This is a genomic window from Pediococcus sp. AC40, assembly GCF_030252485.1.
Classification (GTDB): domain Bacteria; phylum Bacillota; class Bacilli; order Lactobacillales; family Lactobacillaceae; genus Pediococcus; species Pediococcus acidilactici.
Map to the genome: position 1 here is coordinate 1,080,617 of NZ_CP127012.1, position 18,155 is coordinate 1,098,771.

Sequence of the window (18,155 nt, forward strand, 5' to 3'; positions counted from 1 at the left end):
CTTTAATGGATCCGTGAGTCATCGGATCGCTAATAATTTTTTTAGCATCAAGTACCTATGTTACCTAATTTATTGAAATTTTCAAATCTGAATATCCATTGAGGATGTATTAATTGAAATTGGGCAAATTCAAAATCTAGTAATCAACAAATCAATTTTACCATCTTCAAAGTTGTTTGTTACCATATCTTGAGTATCCGTATCGTTTCTAATAACGAGCATTGGGCAAATTTAGTAAGTCGAAAATAAGCTGTTTACACGATGTTCAATATTTAATTAGCAGTTAACTAATTTTTACTAGCCCTTAATAAAATAAAAAACAGAAATCAATTCCTCGAAAATTTGGTTTCTGTTTTTGTGTGCATCAAATCTATTCATAAAGATCCATACATACACTAGGACAAACAAAAAGAGAACCAAACTCGTTCTCTTTCACTAGTGAAATTGATTTTGTCTATCTTAAACGGTCTTTATCACCAAATTCATCCTGCATTGCCATACAAAATACGTAAATGGAAAAGAATAACATTACGAAAAATGATCCAACTACAAAGTCTGCGCTTTCCTTGAGTGGCGTAAACGTAGTCATTACTAACATTAATGAGTTAGCAATTATCCAAACAATACACAACCCTTTAGTTCTTTTCGTTAGATTTGCTTTTCTTAATTTCATGGTGAATCACTCTCTTTGCTTCATACATGCTAACTATCCCAACATTTTTTAGTTCATAAAGCCCCTTTTAACAATTGTTATTGAAACTTCTATTAGGTTCAAATATTCACTGAATTCTGACTTTTAAAATTTGTCTTTTATCCTACCCATACTTATGTAGTACATTTTTGAATTAAAAACCGTTCCTACTTTTCCGCTTTAATTGTAATCTTTCTTCATGCGTTTGCAAGCGTTTTTTAATCATGAATGTACGGCTTCGTATTTTAAGAAAAGCTGCTTAACATTTAGTCAAGTATATTTTTTACAATAACTTTCAAGTCACTAAAAAGAACCCACACCTTATTTTATTTGCCAAACATTTTTGGTTAATGAACGTTACTAGCCAAGAATATATCCTTTATTTGAATAATAATGTTACTCCTGAAAAGAAAGTTCTATCTCAGTATTTTTTAACGAGTTTATTAAACAGCGTAATAAACCTGTATTCGACGTTGAGGAAGATATGCATATGATCAAAGTACATTTAAACTGCGTTCAACAATGGAGACATTTCGGAATCTCAATCTTTTCTAATTACTTGTATACTTTCTCTGATGAATATATTCGTGGATCCTTCACTACCCTACTTAAACGTACTAAAATAATTGGTTCAATTCCAACTTTTTCAAAATCTAAATGACACTAGAACATTAAAACCCTTTATTCAATCTTTAAAAAACAGGGTGTTCTTGGGACTTATATCGTTGCTGATGCAGGATATGACTCTGAAAGCAATTATCTGTATATTGAAGATGAGCTTAGTGGACATGTTGCTTTGATTCCTCACGCAACCACGCTAAAAGAAAATTGTCGTAGATGGAAGAGCGATGACCAAAAGGTTATGAATTGGGACTATTACGACAAGGAGGATTACTTCGACCCACACAGCGTTAGATATAATTCTAATTCTTATCGAAAACGAACTAATAAAAATGGATTCACTAGGACCTTTAAGGAATATGTTGCTGAAAAATACGATGTTGACCACAAACTAATATCAAAATCACTGACTCCAAAGGATATACAGAAAAATCTTGATTAATGAAGATTGGGAATATTCTAAAACAAAAAGGACGAAAAATCGGATTTTTGATTTTTCGTCCTTTTTATTTATTGTGAGAGGCAGTTTTGTCACAACCTCATTTTACTTCACTTATTTTTACTTGGTAGTTGTTTTAAGAACTAATGACTCTGGAGTAACTTGTGCATTACCTTTGAACTTCATCACCCGAACTGCATCCATGTTCGTAACAATGACGATCATTGGTGTCTGCTTACCCGCATTTTTAATTGCGTCTAAGTTAACTTTAGCTACAACGTCACCATGTTTAACCGTTTGTCCATCTTCCACCTTAACATCGAATGGAGCACCATTTAATTCTACAGTGTCGATTCCCATATGAAGAAGAACTTCTAAGCCGGCATTTGTCTTGAAACCAATTGCATGTTTAGTTGGGAATACTGATGTGATTGTTCCATCAACTGGAGCAGTAATAATTCCATCAACAGGATTAATAGCATATCCGTCACCTAACATCTTTTGAGCAAACGTGTCATCAGGAATTTCCTCAATGTCCATGTATTGTCCATTAGCAACACTATAGAACTCTTCTGTAACATCCTGTTTAATACCATCAGCAACCGTTTCTTCTGTCGGAGCTGTTTCATCTGCAGTCTTCACTGAAGAAATTGGGGCCTTAGCATTGTTTAATTTTGCAAGTGCATCTGAAACAAATTGAACTTCAGTACCAATAATAATTTGTAGGTTATTTTTATCAATCTTGTTTAATCCTGCAGCACCACTACGTTTGATTGCATTTTCATTAATATTATCTGTATCATTCAATTTAAGACGAAGACGTGTCGTACAGTTATCTACGACTTGTAAATTGTCCGAACCGCCTAAAGCAGCATAAATCTTCTTAGCTTGAACAGTGTACTTATCATCTGAATCATCAGTTGTAACTTCTTCAACTCCGTCATCTTCTCCTAATTCTTCACGACCTGGGGTCATCAAATGGAATTTCTTAATCGCAAAATCAAAACCAAAATAGTAAATTGCAGCCATTACAAGACCCTGAACAATTAACCATAATGGTTGATTAGCGATAGGATTCTTCAAACTAAGCACATAATCAACTAAACCGGCACTGAATGCGAACCCAGCTGTCCAATGCATAAATGCCGCAAATGCAAGTGATAGACCAGTAAAGATTGCATGCAATACGTATAGAGGCCATGCAACGAACATAAATGAGAATTCAAGTGGTTCCGTAACACCGGTGAAGAATGAAGCAAATGCAGCAGCTAACATCAATGATGCAGTAGTTGCTTTGTTTTCAGGACGAGCATTTTTGTAAATAGCATAAGCTCCGGCTGGAAGTCCAAACATCATGATTGGGAAGAATCCAGCTTGATACATACCTGTAACACCCTTTGTACCTTGGGAAGCCAAGAATTTACCAATATCGTTAATCCCTGCCACGTCAAACCAGAATACGGAATTCAAAGCTTGATGTAAACCAGTTGGGATAAGGAGACGGTTGAAGAAACCGTACAATCCAGCGCCAACCCAGCCTAAGTTTAAGATAAACTTAGCGAATGTAACGAGTGCACCGTAAACTGGTGGCCAAACAAATAGTAATACTACACTGACAAGTAGCATAACAAGGGCAGCCATAATTGGTACCAAACGCTTACCACTAAAGAAGGAAAGGGCCATCGGTAATTTTGTTTCGTGGAATCGATTGTATAATGCTGCAGCAATCAAACCAGCAATAATTCCGATAAATACATTACCAATTTGAGCAAACGAAGCATCAACGGCTGTAGGTTTGATATTCATTAATGTAGCAACCGATTCAGGTTTTAATACATTAACCGGTAGCTCAAAGGCAACTAACCCAGCAAGGGCAGCAGCCCCAGATTGATCGACTGACATCCCGAGGGCTAAGCCAACGGCGAATAACAGTGGTAGTTGACCTAAAACTGCGTTACCACCAGCTTGTAAGAAATGAGCAACTACGTCATTACTGTAAGAAGCCCACCAGTTACCAATACCAACCAACAAAGCGGCGGCAGGTAAAACGGCTACGGGAAGTTGTAAAGAACGACCCATGCGTTGCAAATATGCTTTCATGAAAATACCTCCAAATAGAATATTGAATAAATGCAATAATTCAATTCTATGTTAGTGAAAGCGCTGTTTCAAGCGTAAATTATTGGTATAATCCGCCTTATGGGTCTTTTTTATAAAAAAACAAAATTGGTATATACCTATTATCAGTTTTTGAAAGCGCTGTTTTGATAAAAAATTACATATTTGAATTTACCGTGGTCTAAAGGGCTAAATTTTTTTAAAAAAATATTGGTTACAACCTCCGTAGACCGCTTTTTTGGACAGCAACTAAATCTTCGTATCGCTACTCTCTATCTATTGTTTGCTCAATATCAACTATTTCCAGTAGCCCATTGCACATTCACTGCCCTTATTTCTGGCTTTCCGCCCGCTCGATTAAAGGCCTGTTCCATATTTTCTGTTATCAGTACCACAAATATTACCGGTACTTTTCCTTATTTGTATTTATATTCGTTACATTTACCAACCGAATTAGTCTAGCATTGTTTAGGAAATGTAAATGAACAACTTAAATGTAAAGTTGGGCAGTGCCTACAAATACTTGTCCATTATGGCTAGAAATCATTCTAAAATTTAATTTACTATTCGAAATAACACTAAATAAAAAAGCCCTATATAAAGGGCTCCTTGTTAATTAGACTTACTATTTTATCCTTTTTAAAAGTGCCAATATAATTGGAGAAACAATTTACTTTAGAAACGTGCATAACCTAAAGCATGTTGCGCAGCCAAATTAATTAAACTCCATTGCCGGTCGTAACCAGGTTGGAAGAAGAAGTCAGCTTCGGCTAAATCTTCAAGCGTCAAACGATGTTCTACCGCTAATGCCAAAACATTTCCTTGAGCAGTTAAATCGTATGTTGAGAGGACTGCTCCACCTAAAACAATGTGGGTATGGGGGTCAAACGTGATATCAACATCCACGCGAACATTTCCCTCTGACTCGGGAACGTATGCCGGACGGATGTGGTCAACATAGTGTGAATTAACAATTTCAACGTTAGAACGTTCTGCAGTAAATTCATTTACACCCGTAGAAGCAAAGTGTTCGTCAAATACATGTAGCGCTGATGAACCAACTACGCCTTTAAAGATTTGGGTTGGTTTCTTCTCGAAAATATGATTTACAACGTATTGGGCTTCACGCCGGGCAGTTGTAGCTAAAGCAATTGGGGATGGCTTTCCAGCCGGGATAGATAGCGGTAAGATAGCATCTCCGACAGCAAATACGTCGGGCACGTTAGTTCTCAAATAGCCATCCACATTGATGAATCCGCGATCAGTTAGATCCACTACGCCTTTGAGCCATTCTGTATTAGGTTGTACACCGGCAGCTTGAATTACAAGATCTGCAGGGTAACTGCCCTTTTTGGTTTCCACACTGGCAACTTTTCCGTCGCCCTTAAATGCAGTAATGCTCTGGCTCATTTCTACTTGAACGCCGTTGTCCGTCAAGGTTTTATCAATAATTTCAGTCATTTCAGGGTTGAGATAATTGCCGAGGGGACGATCGATGAAATCAAATAAAGTGACGTGTTTACCTTTCTTAGCAAATACCTCAGCCGCTTCAATCCCGATGTATCCTGAACCAACTACCGCGACATTTTTAATACTCTCATCAGTTAATGCCGCCTTAATCTTTGTAGCCCAGTCGTAACCACGCATTAAATATACATTTTCAAGGTCTGTACCTGGGACTGGCAAATTTTTAGGTGTTACTCCCGAACTAAGAATCAATTTATCATAAGCAACTTGTTCTTCTGTACCTTCTTTTAAATCCTTAACGGTTACCTGTTTTTGGTCAACATCAATTGCTGTAACTTGGTGATTGTTATAAATCTTTCCGCCTTTGGAAGTGATGTCTTCTGGTCGGAAATTCCTTACGTCATTAACATCTGTAACTTGGTCTTCTAAGTAAAGTTGCATTCCACAGGACATGAACGATACGAAATCGCCCATTTCATAAATCGTAACATCAACGTTATCGTATTTATCCAACAACTCAATTGCTGACTCATGTCCGCCATGTGAAGCCCCAACAATAATAACTTTTGCTTTATCCATCTATAATATCCCCCTATTCATAATATTACAGCTATAGTCTAACTCTTTTTGTAAATCGCTTACAAATAAAACGACCATAATTTTACAAAAACTATACTTTATTGCATTAAATGTATTTGTTTAATTAAAATTATTAAGTACTTAACGTTAGATAAGTTAGAGCTAAAACGGAATTTGTTATTCAGTATAGTTTGTATCAGAACTTCAAACATCTTTTTTACGCTTTTAATAATCAAACAGCTTCAATTATTGTACCTACGCCCATACCGCCACCAACGCAAAGGCTAGCGAGCCCTTTCTTTAATTTTTGATCGTGTAATTCGTATATCAAACTCACTAATATTCTTGCTCCCGAAGCACCTACTGGGTGTCCCAAAGCAATCGCACCACCATTAATATTCACATTCTCTGTTTTTAACTTTAATTTTCTAATACATGCAATCGATTGCGCTGCAAAAGCTTCGTTGAGCTCATACAAATCAACGTCTTCTTTCGCTAATCCTGCATTTTTTAATACTTCATTAACGGCATAATACGGACCCATCCCCATTAGGTCAGGTTCTAAACCCACCACCGAACAGTTCACCCACCTTGCTATGGGCTTTAGCCCGTGTGCGATAACCGCTTCCTTAGAAGCAAGGATTAGCGCTGCAGCCCCGTCGTTAATCCCAGAAGAATTGCCGGCAGTAACCTCCCCATCTAACTTAAACGCTGGTTTTAAATTTCCCAATTTTTCAATGGTTGTGTCCTTTCGTGGAGCCTCATCTTTGTTAAATAAATATTTGCCATCCGGTTGATTTACGGTTATTGATGTAATTTCTTTATCAAAGCGACCATTATTTTGCGCATTAACTGCTTTTTGGTGGCTAGCTAAAGCAAACTCATCCATTTCACGTCTGCTAACATGGTATTTCGAGGCAACATTTTCAGCAGTAATTCCCATATGATAGTGGCCCCAGGCGTCAGTTAGCGCGTCACTTAGAATTGCATCTTCTAGGATTTGATTACCAAGCCGCTGTCCAAATCTCGATTTACGCGAAATTAAAGGCGCTGATGACATGCTTTCCATTCCTCCGGCAATTACGATTTTTGCTTGTTTCGAAGCAATCAGGCTTGCCGCTAAATTAATACTAGATAGACCAGACCCACACACATCATTAATAGTAATGGCCGGCACAGAATAATTAACGCCTGCGGATACCGCCGCTTGCCTTGCCGGGTTTTGACCATTACCTGCTTGAATCACGTTTCCCATTAGTACTTGATCAACGTAATTATCCTTTATATTAGCTTGTTCCATTGCCGCCTTTATTGCAAATCCGCCTAGTTCAGCGGCTGTAAATCCTTTCAGACTTCCACCTAGTTTGCCAATTGCCGTCCGTTTAGCTGCTACTATATAAATTTCATCCAATCCCTATTCACCCCATGTATCTTACTAAATGCCATTTCACTTAAAAGAAACGGCACAACTGCTCGTTAATATGTAAAAAATTTATTGACGCCCTTCGTCAAGAGTATCTGAGTGCTTTCAAAACTCGTTCTCTCGTTTATTCTTAAGCACTAATGTTATCACTTGTTATATTTCTTTACATATACTATTTATGCATCAGGCAAAATCATTACGTTTTTTTATAAAATGTGTTCTCTACTTTGCCCAATCTCTAAAGCGTTTTACCCCAAAATCCTCCATATTCGATAAACTAAAATGTGCTAAAATCACATTAGAATCGGAATTTGTAAGAAAAGTAGCGTATAAATGCCCATACATCACTCGAAAGTTCGTCAACGATGGTTATTGGCAACGAACGGATTTATCTAAAATATGCTATATCATTTAAGTGAATGGAGAATTCTTATGAGTAATGAAAAAATTGAATGGCGGAAGGAAGAAAAGGGCTTTTCCCTTAGGAAAAAGCCTCAAATATTAACCATCCCCGAACAAAATTATTTTAGTATTGCCGGCGAAGGTGATCCTAATTTACCTGATTTTCAGAAAAGGGTTCAATCCCTGTATCCTGTTTCTTATGCTATTCGGATGAGTCAAAAGAAAGGCTGGAATATCCCTAACTTTAAGCTATATACAGTGTACCCACTCCAAGGTTACTGGGGAATTCAAGACCAATATTTAAATGCTCCGGTAATGAAAAAAGAACACTTTAAATACATTATCAGCATTAAACAACCAAGTTTTGTAACTGACGAGATTGCTAAAGAAGCTCTAGAACGTGCTAAACCTAAGATTGATGATTTCCTGTTTGATCAAATTTATTTCGAGCATCGTCCAGCACAACTGGTCGCCCAAATCGTACACGTTGGCTCATTTGATACTGAACCCGAAAGTTTTCAAAAATTAGAGCAATTTATTGATGAAGCTGGTTATCAACGTAGTGAAAAAGAGCATACGGAAATCTATATGAGCGATTTTCGCCGGGTCGCGGAAGCTAAGCGCAAAACTATTTTACGTGTGGCTATTCAGGAGAAACAGTAATTAGTTAAGGTGATGGTTTGCTTGTTGGTTCTGCGAATATAGTCAAGTATGCTCAATTTTTCAAGTAAGGTATCTATTTTTTCGAATGAAAAGACCTTGAGGATTTTATTTCAATCTTTAAGGTCTTTTTTGTTTTTAGCTAAAATAATACCCATTCTTAGCTTTACCATTTCACCTAACTACTAATACGCGTAGCTAAATGATTAGCCAGCCCTAATCTCATTAGTTAATATCTAAAATTGCCCCTCCCTGAATTTTTTAAAAATAAAAAAGGAAACCACCTCGTCGTTAAACGAAATGATTTCCTTAATAGCCACTACTTACTAATAGCGTGACTTTTAAATGTGCAAAACACTAAAATCAAACTATTTGGCTTCGATGACAATTTGGTCATCAACCAAATCAGCTTTCAAGTTCTTCACATCTAAATGATCAAGATAGAAATCAGTAACCTTGTCCCGAATTTGTTGTTCGATCACTCTTCTTAATGGACGAGCGCCCATTGCTTCATCGTAACCTTGTTCCATCAACCAATCCTTTGCTGGTTTAGTTACTTCCAAAGTCAAATCTTTCTTCGCCAATGTCTTTTGAACATCCGCAATCATTAAATCAACGATTTGACTTAAGTCTTTCTTAGTTAAGTGTGAGAATTCTACAATGCCGTTGAACCGGTTTAAAAATTCTGGCCGGAAGAACGGTGCAAGTCGATCCATTAGAGATTGGTCCTTAGCATCGTCGCCGGTTAATTTTTCGTTACCGAATCCAGCGTTTGACGTTGCAATAATAATTGTGTTCTTGAAATTGATTACGTTTCCTTGACCGTCCGTTAAACGTCCGTCATCCATTACTTGAAGTAAAAGTGTTAGGACTTGGGGATCCGCTTTTTCAATTTCATCTAATAAAACAATTGAATATGGGTTCCGCCGTACACGTTCGGTTAAGGTATTTGAGTTATCATCGTATCCTACATAACCAGCTGACGTACCAATTAATTTAGAAACCGCCGTCCGGTCCGAATATTCACTCATATCCAACCGAATAATCGCATTCTTATTGCCAAACATATCCAAAGCCAATTGTTTAGCTAATTCAGTTTTACCAACCCCGGTTGGGCCGACGAATAAGAAACTGCCAATTGGTTGTTCGCCTTCGGAGAATCCTGCCCGGTTCCGCCGAATTGCTCGAGCAACCATTTCTACCGCTTCGTCCTGCCCGATTACCTTGCTCTTCAAACGACTATCCAAATCTTTTAGCCGTTCAATATCGTTAGCGCCCATGTCAGAAACCGGAATTCCGGTTAAACGTTCTACCGATTGAGCAACGTCGTCAACCGTTGCAACAACTTCTTCTTTCTTATCTGCATTCTTAATTTGCTTGTTGGTCTCTTCAATCCGTTGCTTTAGGTCAGCAGCACGTTTGAAATCTTCTTCTTTAACTGCCTGTTCCTTTTCTTTTTCAAGCTTATTGAGCTTTTCTTTTAAGGTTGCTTCATCACTTTCAGGCTGACGAGCTGCTAAGTGGGCGGCGGTCATATCGATCAAGTCAATCGCCTTATCTGGTAGAGTTCTTTGTGGAATGTATTGAACCGAATAATCCACCGCGGCCTTCAAAACATCATCGGGGAGTTTTACATGATGATGTTTTTCGTATAAGTCCTTAACACCTTGCAAAATTTTAAACGTATCTTCCGCGCTTGGTTCATTGACCACCACGTCGTTAAACCGACGAGCTAGCGCTGCGTTTTTCAAAATTGTATTACGGTATTCGTCTTGGGTAGTTGCCCCAATGACGGTTAATTCACCACGGGACAATGCTGGCTTAATAATATCTGCCATCCCTTTGCCACCATCTTCGCCGCCGGTTGAACCTGCGCCAATAATTTGGTGAATTTCGTCAAAGAATAGAATAATGTTTCCAGCTGCCTTAACTTCTTTGACTAAGTCTTTGATGTTTTCTTCAAACGACCCCCGGTATTGGGTTCCTGCTTCTAGAGAGGATAAATCGATTGAATAAATTTCTTTGCCTTGAATAGCTTCCGGAACGTTACCATTTACAATTGCTTGTGCTAAACCTTCAACAATTGCAGTTTTACCGACTCCGGCGTCCCCAACTAAAATGGGGTTATTCTTCGTTCTCCGGCTCAAAATTTCAGCTGTTTCTTGTATTTCATTTTCACGTCCAATAACTGGATCTAGCAGACCATCGCGGGCTTGTTCAGTCAAGTTAGTTCCTAACTTCTCCAAAATACCACCCTTTTTAAGGGCCTGTTGTCCGTCCTTGGATACTTCAATTGTTTTTGCATTTTCTGGTAGTTTACCAGTTGCTCGATATTGAGCGAATTCATCTGGAGTTAACGACTGCCCATTGACCAAGTAACGAGCGGAATCCGAGTTAGGATTTCCCATCCGTTTGAATACTTGATTAAAAATATCATCCATATCATTGTTGAAAAAAGGATCATTTCCGTAAAAATTGGCCATGTAACAACACCTCCGTTAATTAATGAAGTAAAAATTGTACTTCAGCGTTAATTCAAAAGCACTCTTTTCACCTACAACTGTATTGTACTCCCTTTTTAGCACTCTGTTAAGTAAAGTGCTAACTAGATTACCCTGTATAATATTTATGAGCGTGAAATACCATATTAGCGGGATTTCCCGGCTTTAAAAGTTTTCCATAAGGATTAAATATTACGCCTTAGCATCTAAATTTAAACATTCAGGATCTTGAATTTCGCTTCCATGGAGCAATTCGGGACTTCTTGGGAGATTTAGAAATATCTCCAACCTGCTACTAACTTTTACAATCGATAGCCATTAAAAATTTGGTTCGGAAATAAAAAAGAAACCACTCGCCACTAGACGAAATGATTTCCTTTTAGTTATTGAATATTTTTAGCAACTTACTCATGCAGCTGTTTTAAAGCCGCTTTAGGGACGTCCTTTTTAGCAACCTTTTCCCAAGAAATCACTTGGTGCCGCTTGGTGTTATATCCAACCTTTAAATATGCATGTAGTTTTAAGGGCCGTTCTAGCCCGCCTCTAAACTTAGCCATTACTTTTTGGCCATTTTGATCATAGATCGGTTGATGATACATGTAATCCACAACTTGGCTGCCCGAGTCATCTTTTTCAACAATTTTGGTTCCCTGATTAATGATTTGAGTGTAATAATTTTCGGTACCGTAGTTGGACTTATACCAGAAATAAGCACCCCCGAAAATGAATAAAAATATTGCAACAATGATACCGCTAGCTATAACTCGTTTACGCATAAACTATTCTCCCATTCTAAAAAAAGGCTAACAAGAGTCCAAGTAAAATCCATCCTAACACAATCGCAATGGTTGTTTTCTTATAAATCACTAACAAAGCGATATATTCACGAATTAGCGCGCTAGGTAAAAAGTAAAATGAAGTTGGTGAACCCACACCGTTTGCATTTAACCCCGCCTTACGAGCATAAATTGCACTGCGCAATACATGATAGTTGTTAGTAGCAAAAATAACCTTAGGCACTCCTGGCTTTTTCCAATCCTTTTCAATCTTTTGCTTTGAAAATTTCATATTTTGTAATGTAGTGGTGGATTGGTCTTCTAAAATGATTTTATCTTCGGGGACATGCTGACTTTTAAGGTATTTCGCCATGGCATAGGCTTCCGAAACAGGTTCATCAGGCCCCTGCCCGCCACTAACTATAAACTTGGGGTTCCCATCCTGTTTCCAAAAGTATTCTAACGCTTTGTCTAGCCGTCCTTTCAAGAGCGGAGTTACAGTTTCTGACCTTATTCCAGCGCCTAACGTAATAATATAATCGACTTTTTCTCTTATAGGAATTATTTGATACAGAAACGAATAGAACAAATAACAACTAAAAATAAACGTAAAAGTGACGTCGATTCCTATAAAAACGAGTAACACGCCCGTTAACCGACCTAAGTACTGACTAGCAAGTAAAATAGTCGCACCTGCACCCAATACAAGTAACAGGTTAACCCCGAAAATTAGCGACAATTTAGCCGTCAAGCTTTTGCCTTCGCGCGTTTGCATGACGTAGGAATTAATAATTAAACTAAAACCGACCAGTAACGGAACCACGATAATCCCTAATAGTAAAAACACCGCAAGACTAATGATTCCAATCCTAGAATCTCCAGCTAGATAAGAGGCAATTCCTAAAGTCGCTAATAAAGTTAAATTAATACAACTTCCCGCAAAAAAGATTCCTGCAATAAAATTACGCCGATCCTTATATAGGTAAATACTAGAAACTAGAATAGTAAGAATTAAAAGAAGGTAAACAAACATAGCAGCCCTCACAATTTTGATTTAATAAACCAGCAACTAAATCATTTAATTAATATAAAACAAGATTTATTACACGTTATTATTATCAACTAATCCGAGAACTAGCCTGCAAAAAGCCTTGTGACGCATACTAGGAAACTTTTCTGCTTTCAAGCTTTTGCTCTAACTCAAATAACCAATGACAGATTATCGATTACTGCATGTTGAAATCTACAATGCAATGTTTAACACCAATCAATTAGCGGAGTGGTCACCGTAATTAACTTGCCAAATCGGTTATCCCATATGTTTGCGTGATGCTTCTTTATTTGTTCCGCATTCAGCACATCCCCGTTAATGGTTGTAACTCCATCAATTAATATATCGGTTTTAAAACCCAGATGGAACGCGACTCGAATAGTTGTATCTACGCAAAATTCGACTTGTGCACCGCAAATTTCTATATAATTCAGATGGTTCATTTTAAGAAATGCTTCAAGTCCCGTTTGGTAAAAAACATCAGGCCGTATTTTATTAAAATAAGTATCAGTGCCTAACGAATTAAGCTCCTCAAAAAGTCTCCATTGTCCACTTGCAACTTCCATTCCTGGTTCAGTGTGCTGAACAAATACAATTGGGAGATTATTTTCTCTGTATTTATTAATCCGTTTGTTAATGTTTGATATAACTTGATTGCGATTAGCTATTTTACTTAATGCTCGTTGCATATCAATAACAATTAAAACCTGAGCCATAGGTTTAAAATTCCTTTTCTTTTTATGACGTTAAGTGCCACTAAGGACAATTTTTAAAGATACTGGAGGTTGTAAAATTGATATCAGTTTGTTAATAGCGTTAAATACTATCACCGCTCAGGCACTATGGCAACCTTTTTTCTAGGGGATGTTTTTGTACTAATTGCAGTGTGTCTAAAATTCTTGCAGTTGAAATACTTAAAAAGAAGAGCTATTCAAACTCGAATAGCTCTCCCGTTTGCCCGCTAATAACTCGACTGTCTACTCTCCACGTTTTCCAATGTCATTCCGATAACGCATCCCCACTAACTTTTGTTGATTTAACCACGAATATAAAATTGTTCGCGCTTGCGTAATATTACTAGCTTTGGTTGTTGCACAAAGGATCCGGCCACCATTACTAACCAATTCGCCCTTCGAATCTTGTGCCACGCCAGCATAATTGATGGTAAGGTCTGCTGGAACGCTATTAAAGCTGGATAATCTAATCCCTGCAGCCGAAGATTGTGGGTAATTTTCTGAACTCACAACCACTCCTAAATAAATATCGTTATTTTGCCATTTTACTTGGGGCGGTTGCTGAGCCAGTAACCCCAGAATAAGCTCGTAAAAATCACTTTGCAGCTGTGGTAATACAACTTCCGTTTCGGGGTCTCCAAAGCGGACGTTGAATTCAATTACCTTGGGCCCCGTTTTAGTCATAATCAAACCGGCATATAAAACCCCGCAAAAACTAATATCCCGTTGACGTAAAGCGTGAATGACCGGACGGACAATCTCATCCACACACCGTTTGCCCAGCTCTGTTGAAAATTGAGGTAAAGGACTATATGCGCCCATTCCACCCGTATTAGGCCCGCGGTCGCCATCATAAGCTGCCTTATGATCCTGGGAAAGCGGCATTGGGATAATTTGGTCGTCGTTGACAAATGCCATTAGCGAGAACTCTTGTCCTTCCAAGTATTCCTCGATAACGATCGACGTGGTATTAAACTGGTGCTCACTTAGCAATTGGTGAATTATTGCTACGGCATCACTTTGATTTTTAGCAATCGCAACCCCTTTTCCGGCGGCTAATCCGTCAGCTTTAATTACTAATGGATAAGTTGTCTTGGATAACGCCTGGATTGCAGAGCTTTCGTCTTGAAAGCTGGCGTAGCGCGCGGTTGGTACTCCCGCCTCCTGCATAACCTTTTTGGCAAATTGCTTCGAGCTCTCTAATTTTGCTGCCGCTTGAGACGGGCCAAAAATGGTTAACCCTGCCGCATTGAAATAATCAACAATTCCCTGTTGCAGCGGCAATTCCGGGCCGACAACCGTTAGATTAACCGCTTGCTTGCGGGCAAAATCAACCAACTTTTCAAAGTTTAATTTCTTGATGGGAACGGTCTTAATTCCGCTTCGCAACATACCGGGATTTCCGGGAGCGCAATAAACTTCTTCAACCTGCTCACTTAATAATAACTGGCGGCCAATTGCGTGTTCACGGGCACCTTGCCCAATAACTAGTACTTTTGCCACGAATTAAGCCCCCTAATGTCTAAAATGACGCCGACCGCTAAAGACTAGTGTGATTCCTAACTCGTTTGCTTTATCAATCGACGCTTGATCTTTAATGCTACCACCAGGTTCGACGATGGCCTTAATCCCGTGTTTAGCTGCAAACTCGACGCAATCGTCCATTGGGAAAAAGGCGTCGGACGCCATAATTGCATTTTTAAATCCAGCAGCTTTTTCTGCCTGTTCAACGGCAATTTCAACCGATCCAATCCGATTCATTTGCCCTGCGCCAATTCCTAAAGTCTGATTTTCCGTAGCAACCACGATTGCATTGCTCTTAACGTGTTTAACCACCGTTTGACCAAAAACCATGGCTCTTAGTTCGGTCTCTGTCGGTTGGCGCTTAGAAACCACCTTGAAATTAGCCTGGCTTTCAGCGACTTCATCAGGCTCTTGTACTAAAAGCCCGCCCATTACGGAGACTGTTTCGAGTTCCTTAGACGCTTGTTTTTTACTAAAATCAACCGTCATTATTCGTAGATTTTTCTTCTGCGCCAACACTGCAAAAGCTTCCTTTTCAAAACTAGGAGCAATTATAATTTCCAAAAAGAGCTGGTGCATTTTTTGGGCAGTCGCCAAATCAACTGGTCGATTTAATACAATAATCCCGCCAAAAATAGAAATTGGGTCAGCAGCGTACGCCCGGTCCCACGCTTCCTGAATCGACTTGCCTAGTCCAATTCCGCAAGGATTCATATGCTTAACGGCAATCACCGCAGGCTGCTCAAACTCGGCACTCATTTTCAAAGCCGCGTCAGCATCTTTAATATTGTTATACGAAAGTTCCTTTCCATGTAATTGCTTAGCTCGGGCAATCGAGAACGGTACTGGTAAGGCATTCTCGTAGAAAGCGGCTTTTTGGTGACTATTTTCACCGTAGCGCATTGCCTGTTTTTTAGTATAGGTCATTGTGAGTTGGGTAGGAAATTCTTCATCCGCACGGCCCAGATATTGGGCAATTAACGTGTCATACGCTGCCGTATGCTGGAAAACTTTCAAAGCTAGCGCCCGCCGAAAAGCAATTGCATCGTGCGGTTGCGCCAGCTGTTCTAAAACTGCTTGATAATCTGCAGGATCCGCCACCGCCCAAACCGACGCAAAATTTTTAGCCGCGGAACGCAACATGCTGGGTCCGCCAATGTCAATTTGTTCAATTGCTTCTGCTTCAGTGATTCCGTCTTGCATAATGGTGCTTTTGAATGGATAGAGGTTCACGCAGACTAAGTCAATCAGGTCAATTTGGTGTTCTTTTAGCGCCTGCAAGTGGTTCGGTAAGTCGCGTCGAGCCAATAGTCCGCCGTGAATTACGGGATGTAACGTCTTTACCCGACCATCCAGCATTTCTGGGAAACCCGTTAATTCCTCTACTCCCGTCACCGTTAGCCCCGCTTCTTCAAGAACCTTTTTAGTCCCGCCAGTAGAGACTATTCTAAATTCTTGAGCTGCTAAGCCCTTGGCAAATTCAACAATTCCAGTTTTATCCGACACGCTTAATAATGCAGTTTTCATGAGCACGCTCCCTTATTTAATCAATTTTCGTTGTTTTAAAACTTCGCATAGGCTAACAAAATATAACTCATGCTCAACTTGATGAATTCTTTGTGCTAATCGCGGCACATCATCATCGGGCAAAATAGGAACCACCCGCTGCGCAATGATGGGGCCAGTATCAATTCCATCGTCAATCCAGTGCACGGTGACCCCGGTAACTTTTATACCGTATGCCAAAGCGTCTTCAATTCCGTGTCGTCCCGGAAAGGCAGGCAACAATGCGGGATGAATATTAATAATGGCCTGCGGGTAGGCTTCTAGTAGCACTTTCGTAATAATTTTCATGTAACCGGCTAACACAATTAGTTTTAAATCGTATTTTTGCAACTCGAGCAGAATTGCTTGTTCGTAAGCCGTTTTGTCGGCAAACTCGCCCAAACGGTGGGTCCAAACTGGAATCCCCAATCTGACCGCTTTTTCAACTACTGGTGCATCTGGTTGATCACAGACTAAACATGCAATGCGAATTGGTACGTTAGTTTCTTCGATGTGGCGGGCAAGTGCAACAAAATTGGTGCCGGTCCCCGACGCAAATATTGCGATTTTAATCATTAATCAGCTCCTAAAAGTACGACGGCTGGTGCATTTTCTGGGCGCCTCTTCACTTGGCCAATCTTAAAATACGGTTCTTTTTGACGGTCGAGTTCGTCCCTTACTTGCTGATATTGCTGAGGGCTCACGGTTAACACCATGCCAATCCCCATATTGAAAGTTTGGTAACGGTCGGTTTGTGAAAGTTTTCCAAGCTTAGTGAGAACCTTAAAAATCGCTGGTTTAGGCCAACTAGCCAATTTTATTTCAGCCTGTTGGTTAGGTTGTAACATCCGCGGTACGTTTTCTAGTATTCCGCCACCAGTAATGTGAGCAATCCCGTTTAATAACCTTTTTTGTAATAGTGGTCGGATCACGTTGCCATATAACCGGGTCGGTTCCAAAAGTTCTTCGATTAATGGACGGGCGATCCCTGGCAAATGGTCGTCAAATTGATAGTGGTGATCCGTGAAGAGAATTTTACGCACCAATGAGTAACCGTTACTATGTAAGCCAGTCGAAGGTAAGCCAATCAAATAATCCCCTTCACTTACCATAGCTGAACTAAGGAGATTCCTTTTAACTGCTAAACCAACCGCAAAGCCGGCTAAATCAAAATGCTGGTCTTGATAAAGTCCTGGCATCTCGGCCGTCTCTCCGCCTAATAACGGGATGGATTGGGCCTGGCAAGCTTTCAAAATCCCTTTTAAAATTGCGGCTGTTTGGTCGCTTTCTAAATGTGAAAACGCCAAATAATCTAAAAAGAATAGCGGTAATGCGCCCTGTGCCAACAAATCGTTAACGCACATTGCTACCAAATCTTGCCCTAACGATTCGACTTTTCCAGTTTGGGCAGCTAACAGCACTTTAGTTCCCACTCCGTCAGCCCCCGCCACTAAAACTGGATCGTCTAATTGATCTTCGGAGAGTTGGTAACATCCGGCAAAATTGCCAATCCCATTTAGAATGTGGGGGCCTTGTTCACCAACTGCTTGCTTTAAGCCTTCAATAATTTCTTCGCCCGCAGCAATGTTTACTCCCGCTTGTTCATAAGCATTTTTGGTCATTA

Annotated in this window: 13 protein-coding genes and 1 pseudogene; 2 read left to right on the top strand and 12 right to left on the bottom strand. The window is 39.4% G+C overall.

Annotated elements, in window-relative coordinates; genetic code table 11:
* Positions 1 to 454: 454 nt before the first annotated feature.
* Complete coding sequence (locus tag NL111_RS05200) at positions 455 to 673, bottom strand: preprotein translocase, SecY subunit, secY (protein ID WP_128688424.1); 219 nt, start codon at positions 671 to 673, stop codon at positions 455 to 457.
* A gap of 653 nt (positions 674 to 1,326) precedes the next feature.
* Here NL111_RS05200 and NL111_RS05205 point away from each other — a divergent pair.
* Positions 1,327 to 1,785 (top strand): annotated as a pseudogene (locus NL111_RS05205) (transposase); the annotation flags it as partial.
* An 86-nt stretch (positions 1,786 to 1,871) separates the two neighbouring features.
* On the opposite strand, the gene nagE reads toward NL111_RS05205, so the two are convergent.
* From nagE to NL111_RS05220, 3 genes are all read right to left on the bottom strand, one after another.
* Positions 1,872 to 3,851, bottom strand: coding sequence for an N-acetylglucosamine-specific PTS transporter subunit IIBC (gene nagE / locus NL111_RS05210; RefSeq protein ID WP_162013352.1), 1,980 nt, complete (start codon positions 3,849 to 3,851; stop codon positions 1,872 to 1,874).
* Positions 3,852 to 4,544: 693 nt separating this feature from the next.
* Entirely contained in the window at positions 4,545 to 5,915 is a 1,371-nt protein-coding gene (locus tag NL111_RS05215; RefSeq protein ID WP_285109981.1) for an FAD-dependent oxidoreductase, read from the bottom strand.
* Positions 5,916 to 6,147: 232 nt separating this feature from the next.
* Entirely contained in the window at positions 6,148 to 7,326 is a 1,179-nt protein-coding gene (locus NL111_RS05220; RefSeq protein WP_285109982.1) for a thiolase family protein, read from the bottom strand.
* A gap of 444 nt (positions 7,327 to 7,770) precedes the next feature.
* On the opposite strand from NL111_RS05220, the gene NL111_RS05225 reads away from it, so the two are divergent.
* Positions 7,771 to 8,403: a GyrI-like domain-containing protein gene (locus NL111_RS05225; RefSeq protein WP_002830248.1), complete on the top strand. Its 633-nt coding sequence runs from the start codon at positions 7,771 to 7,773 to the stop codon at positions 8,401 to 8,403.
* Positions 8,404 to 8,768: 365 nt separating this feature from the next.
* Here the strand turns inward: NL111_RS05225 and NL111_RS05230 are convergent, their stop codons facing one another.
* From NL111_RS05230 to purM, 8 genes are all read right to left on the bottom strand, one after another.
* Positions 8,769 to 10,883 (bottom strand): ATP-dependent Clp protease ATP-binding subunit, encoded by a 2,115-nt coding sequence (locus NL111_RS05230; RefSeq protein WP_002830250.1) that lies wholly within the window; start codon positions 10,881 to 10,883, stop codon positions 8,769 to 8,771.
* A gap of 422 nt (positions 10,884 to 11,305) precedes the next feature.
* Positions 11,306 to 11,677, bottom strand: a complete 372-nt coding sequence (locus NL111_RS05235; RefSeq protein WP_053906053.1) for a YxeA family protein — start codon at positions 11,675 to 11,677, stop codon at positions 11,306 to 11,308.
* A gap of 16 nt (positions 11,678 to 11,693) precedes the next feature.
* Complete coding sequence (locus NL111_RS05240; RefSeq protein ID WP_053906054.1) at positions 11,694 to 12,710, bottom strand: YdcF family protein; 1,017 nt, start codon at positions 12,708 to 12,710, stop codon at positions 11,694 to 11,696.
* 224 nt (positions 12,711 to 12,934) lie between these two features.
* Positions 12,935 to 13,444, bottom strand: coding sequence for an isochorismatase family protein (locus NL111_RS05245; RefSeq protein ID WP_063504332.1), 510 nt, complete (start codon positions 13,442 to 13,444; stop codon positions 12,935 to 12,937).
* A 261-nt stretch (positions 13,445 to 13,705) separates the two neighbouring features.
* Positions 13,706 to 14,965, bottom strand: coding sequence for a phosphoribosylamine--glycine ligase (gene purD, locus NL111_RS05250; protein ID WP_063504333.1), 1,260 nt, complete (start codon positions 14,963 to 14,965; stop codon positions 13,706 to 13,708).
* 12 nt (positions 14,966 to 14,977) lie between these two features.
* Positions 14,978 to 16,513: a bifunctional phosphoribosylaminoimidazolecarboxamide formyltransferase/IMP cyclohydrolase gene (gene purH / locus NL111_RS05255; RefSeq protein WP_063504746.1), complete on the bottom strand. Its 1,536-nt coding sequence runs from the start codon at positions 16,511 to 16,513 to the stop codon at positions 14,978 to 14,980.
* Positions 16,514 to 16,525: 12 nt separating this feature from the next.
* Entirely contained in the window at positions 16,526 to 17,107 is a 582-nt protein-coding gene (gene purN / locus NL111_RS05260) for a phosphoribosylglycinamide formyltransferase (protein ID WP_285109984.1), read from the bottom strand.
* On the bottom strand, positions 17,107 to 18,153 hold the full coding sequence (gene purM / locus NL111_RS05265) for a phosphoribosylformylglycinamidine cyclo-ligase (RefSeq protein WP_285109985.1): 1,047 nt from the start codon (positions 18,151 to 18,153) through the stop codon (positions 17,107 to 17,109). The genes purN and purM overlap by 1 nt, the downstream gene beginning before the upstream one ends.
* Between the last annotated feature and the right edge of the window lie 2 nt (positions 18,154 to 18,155).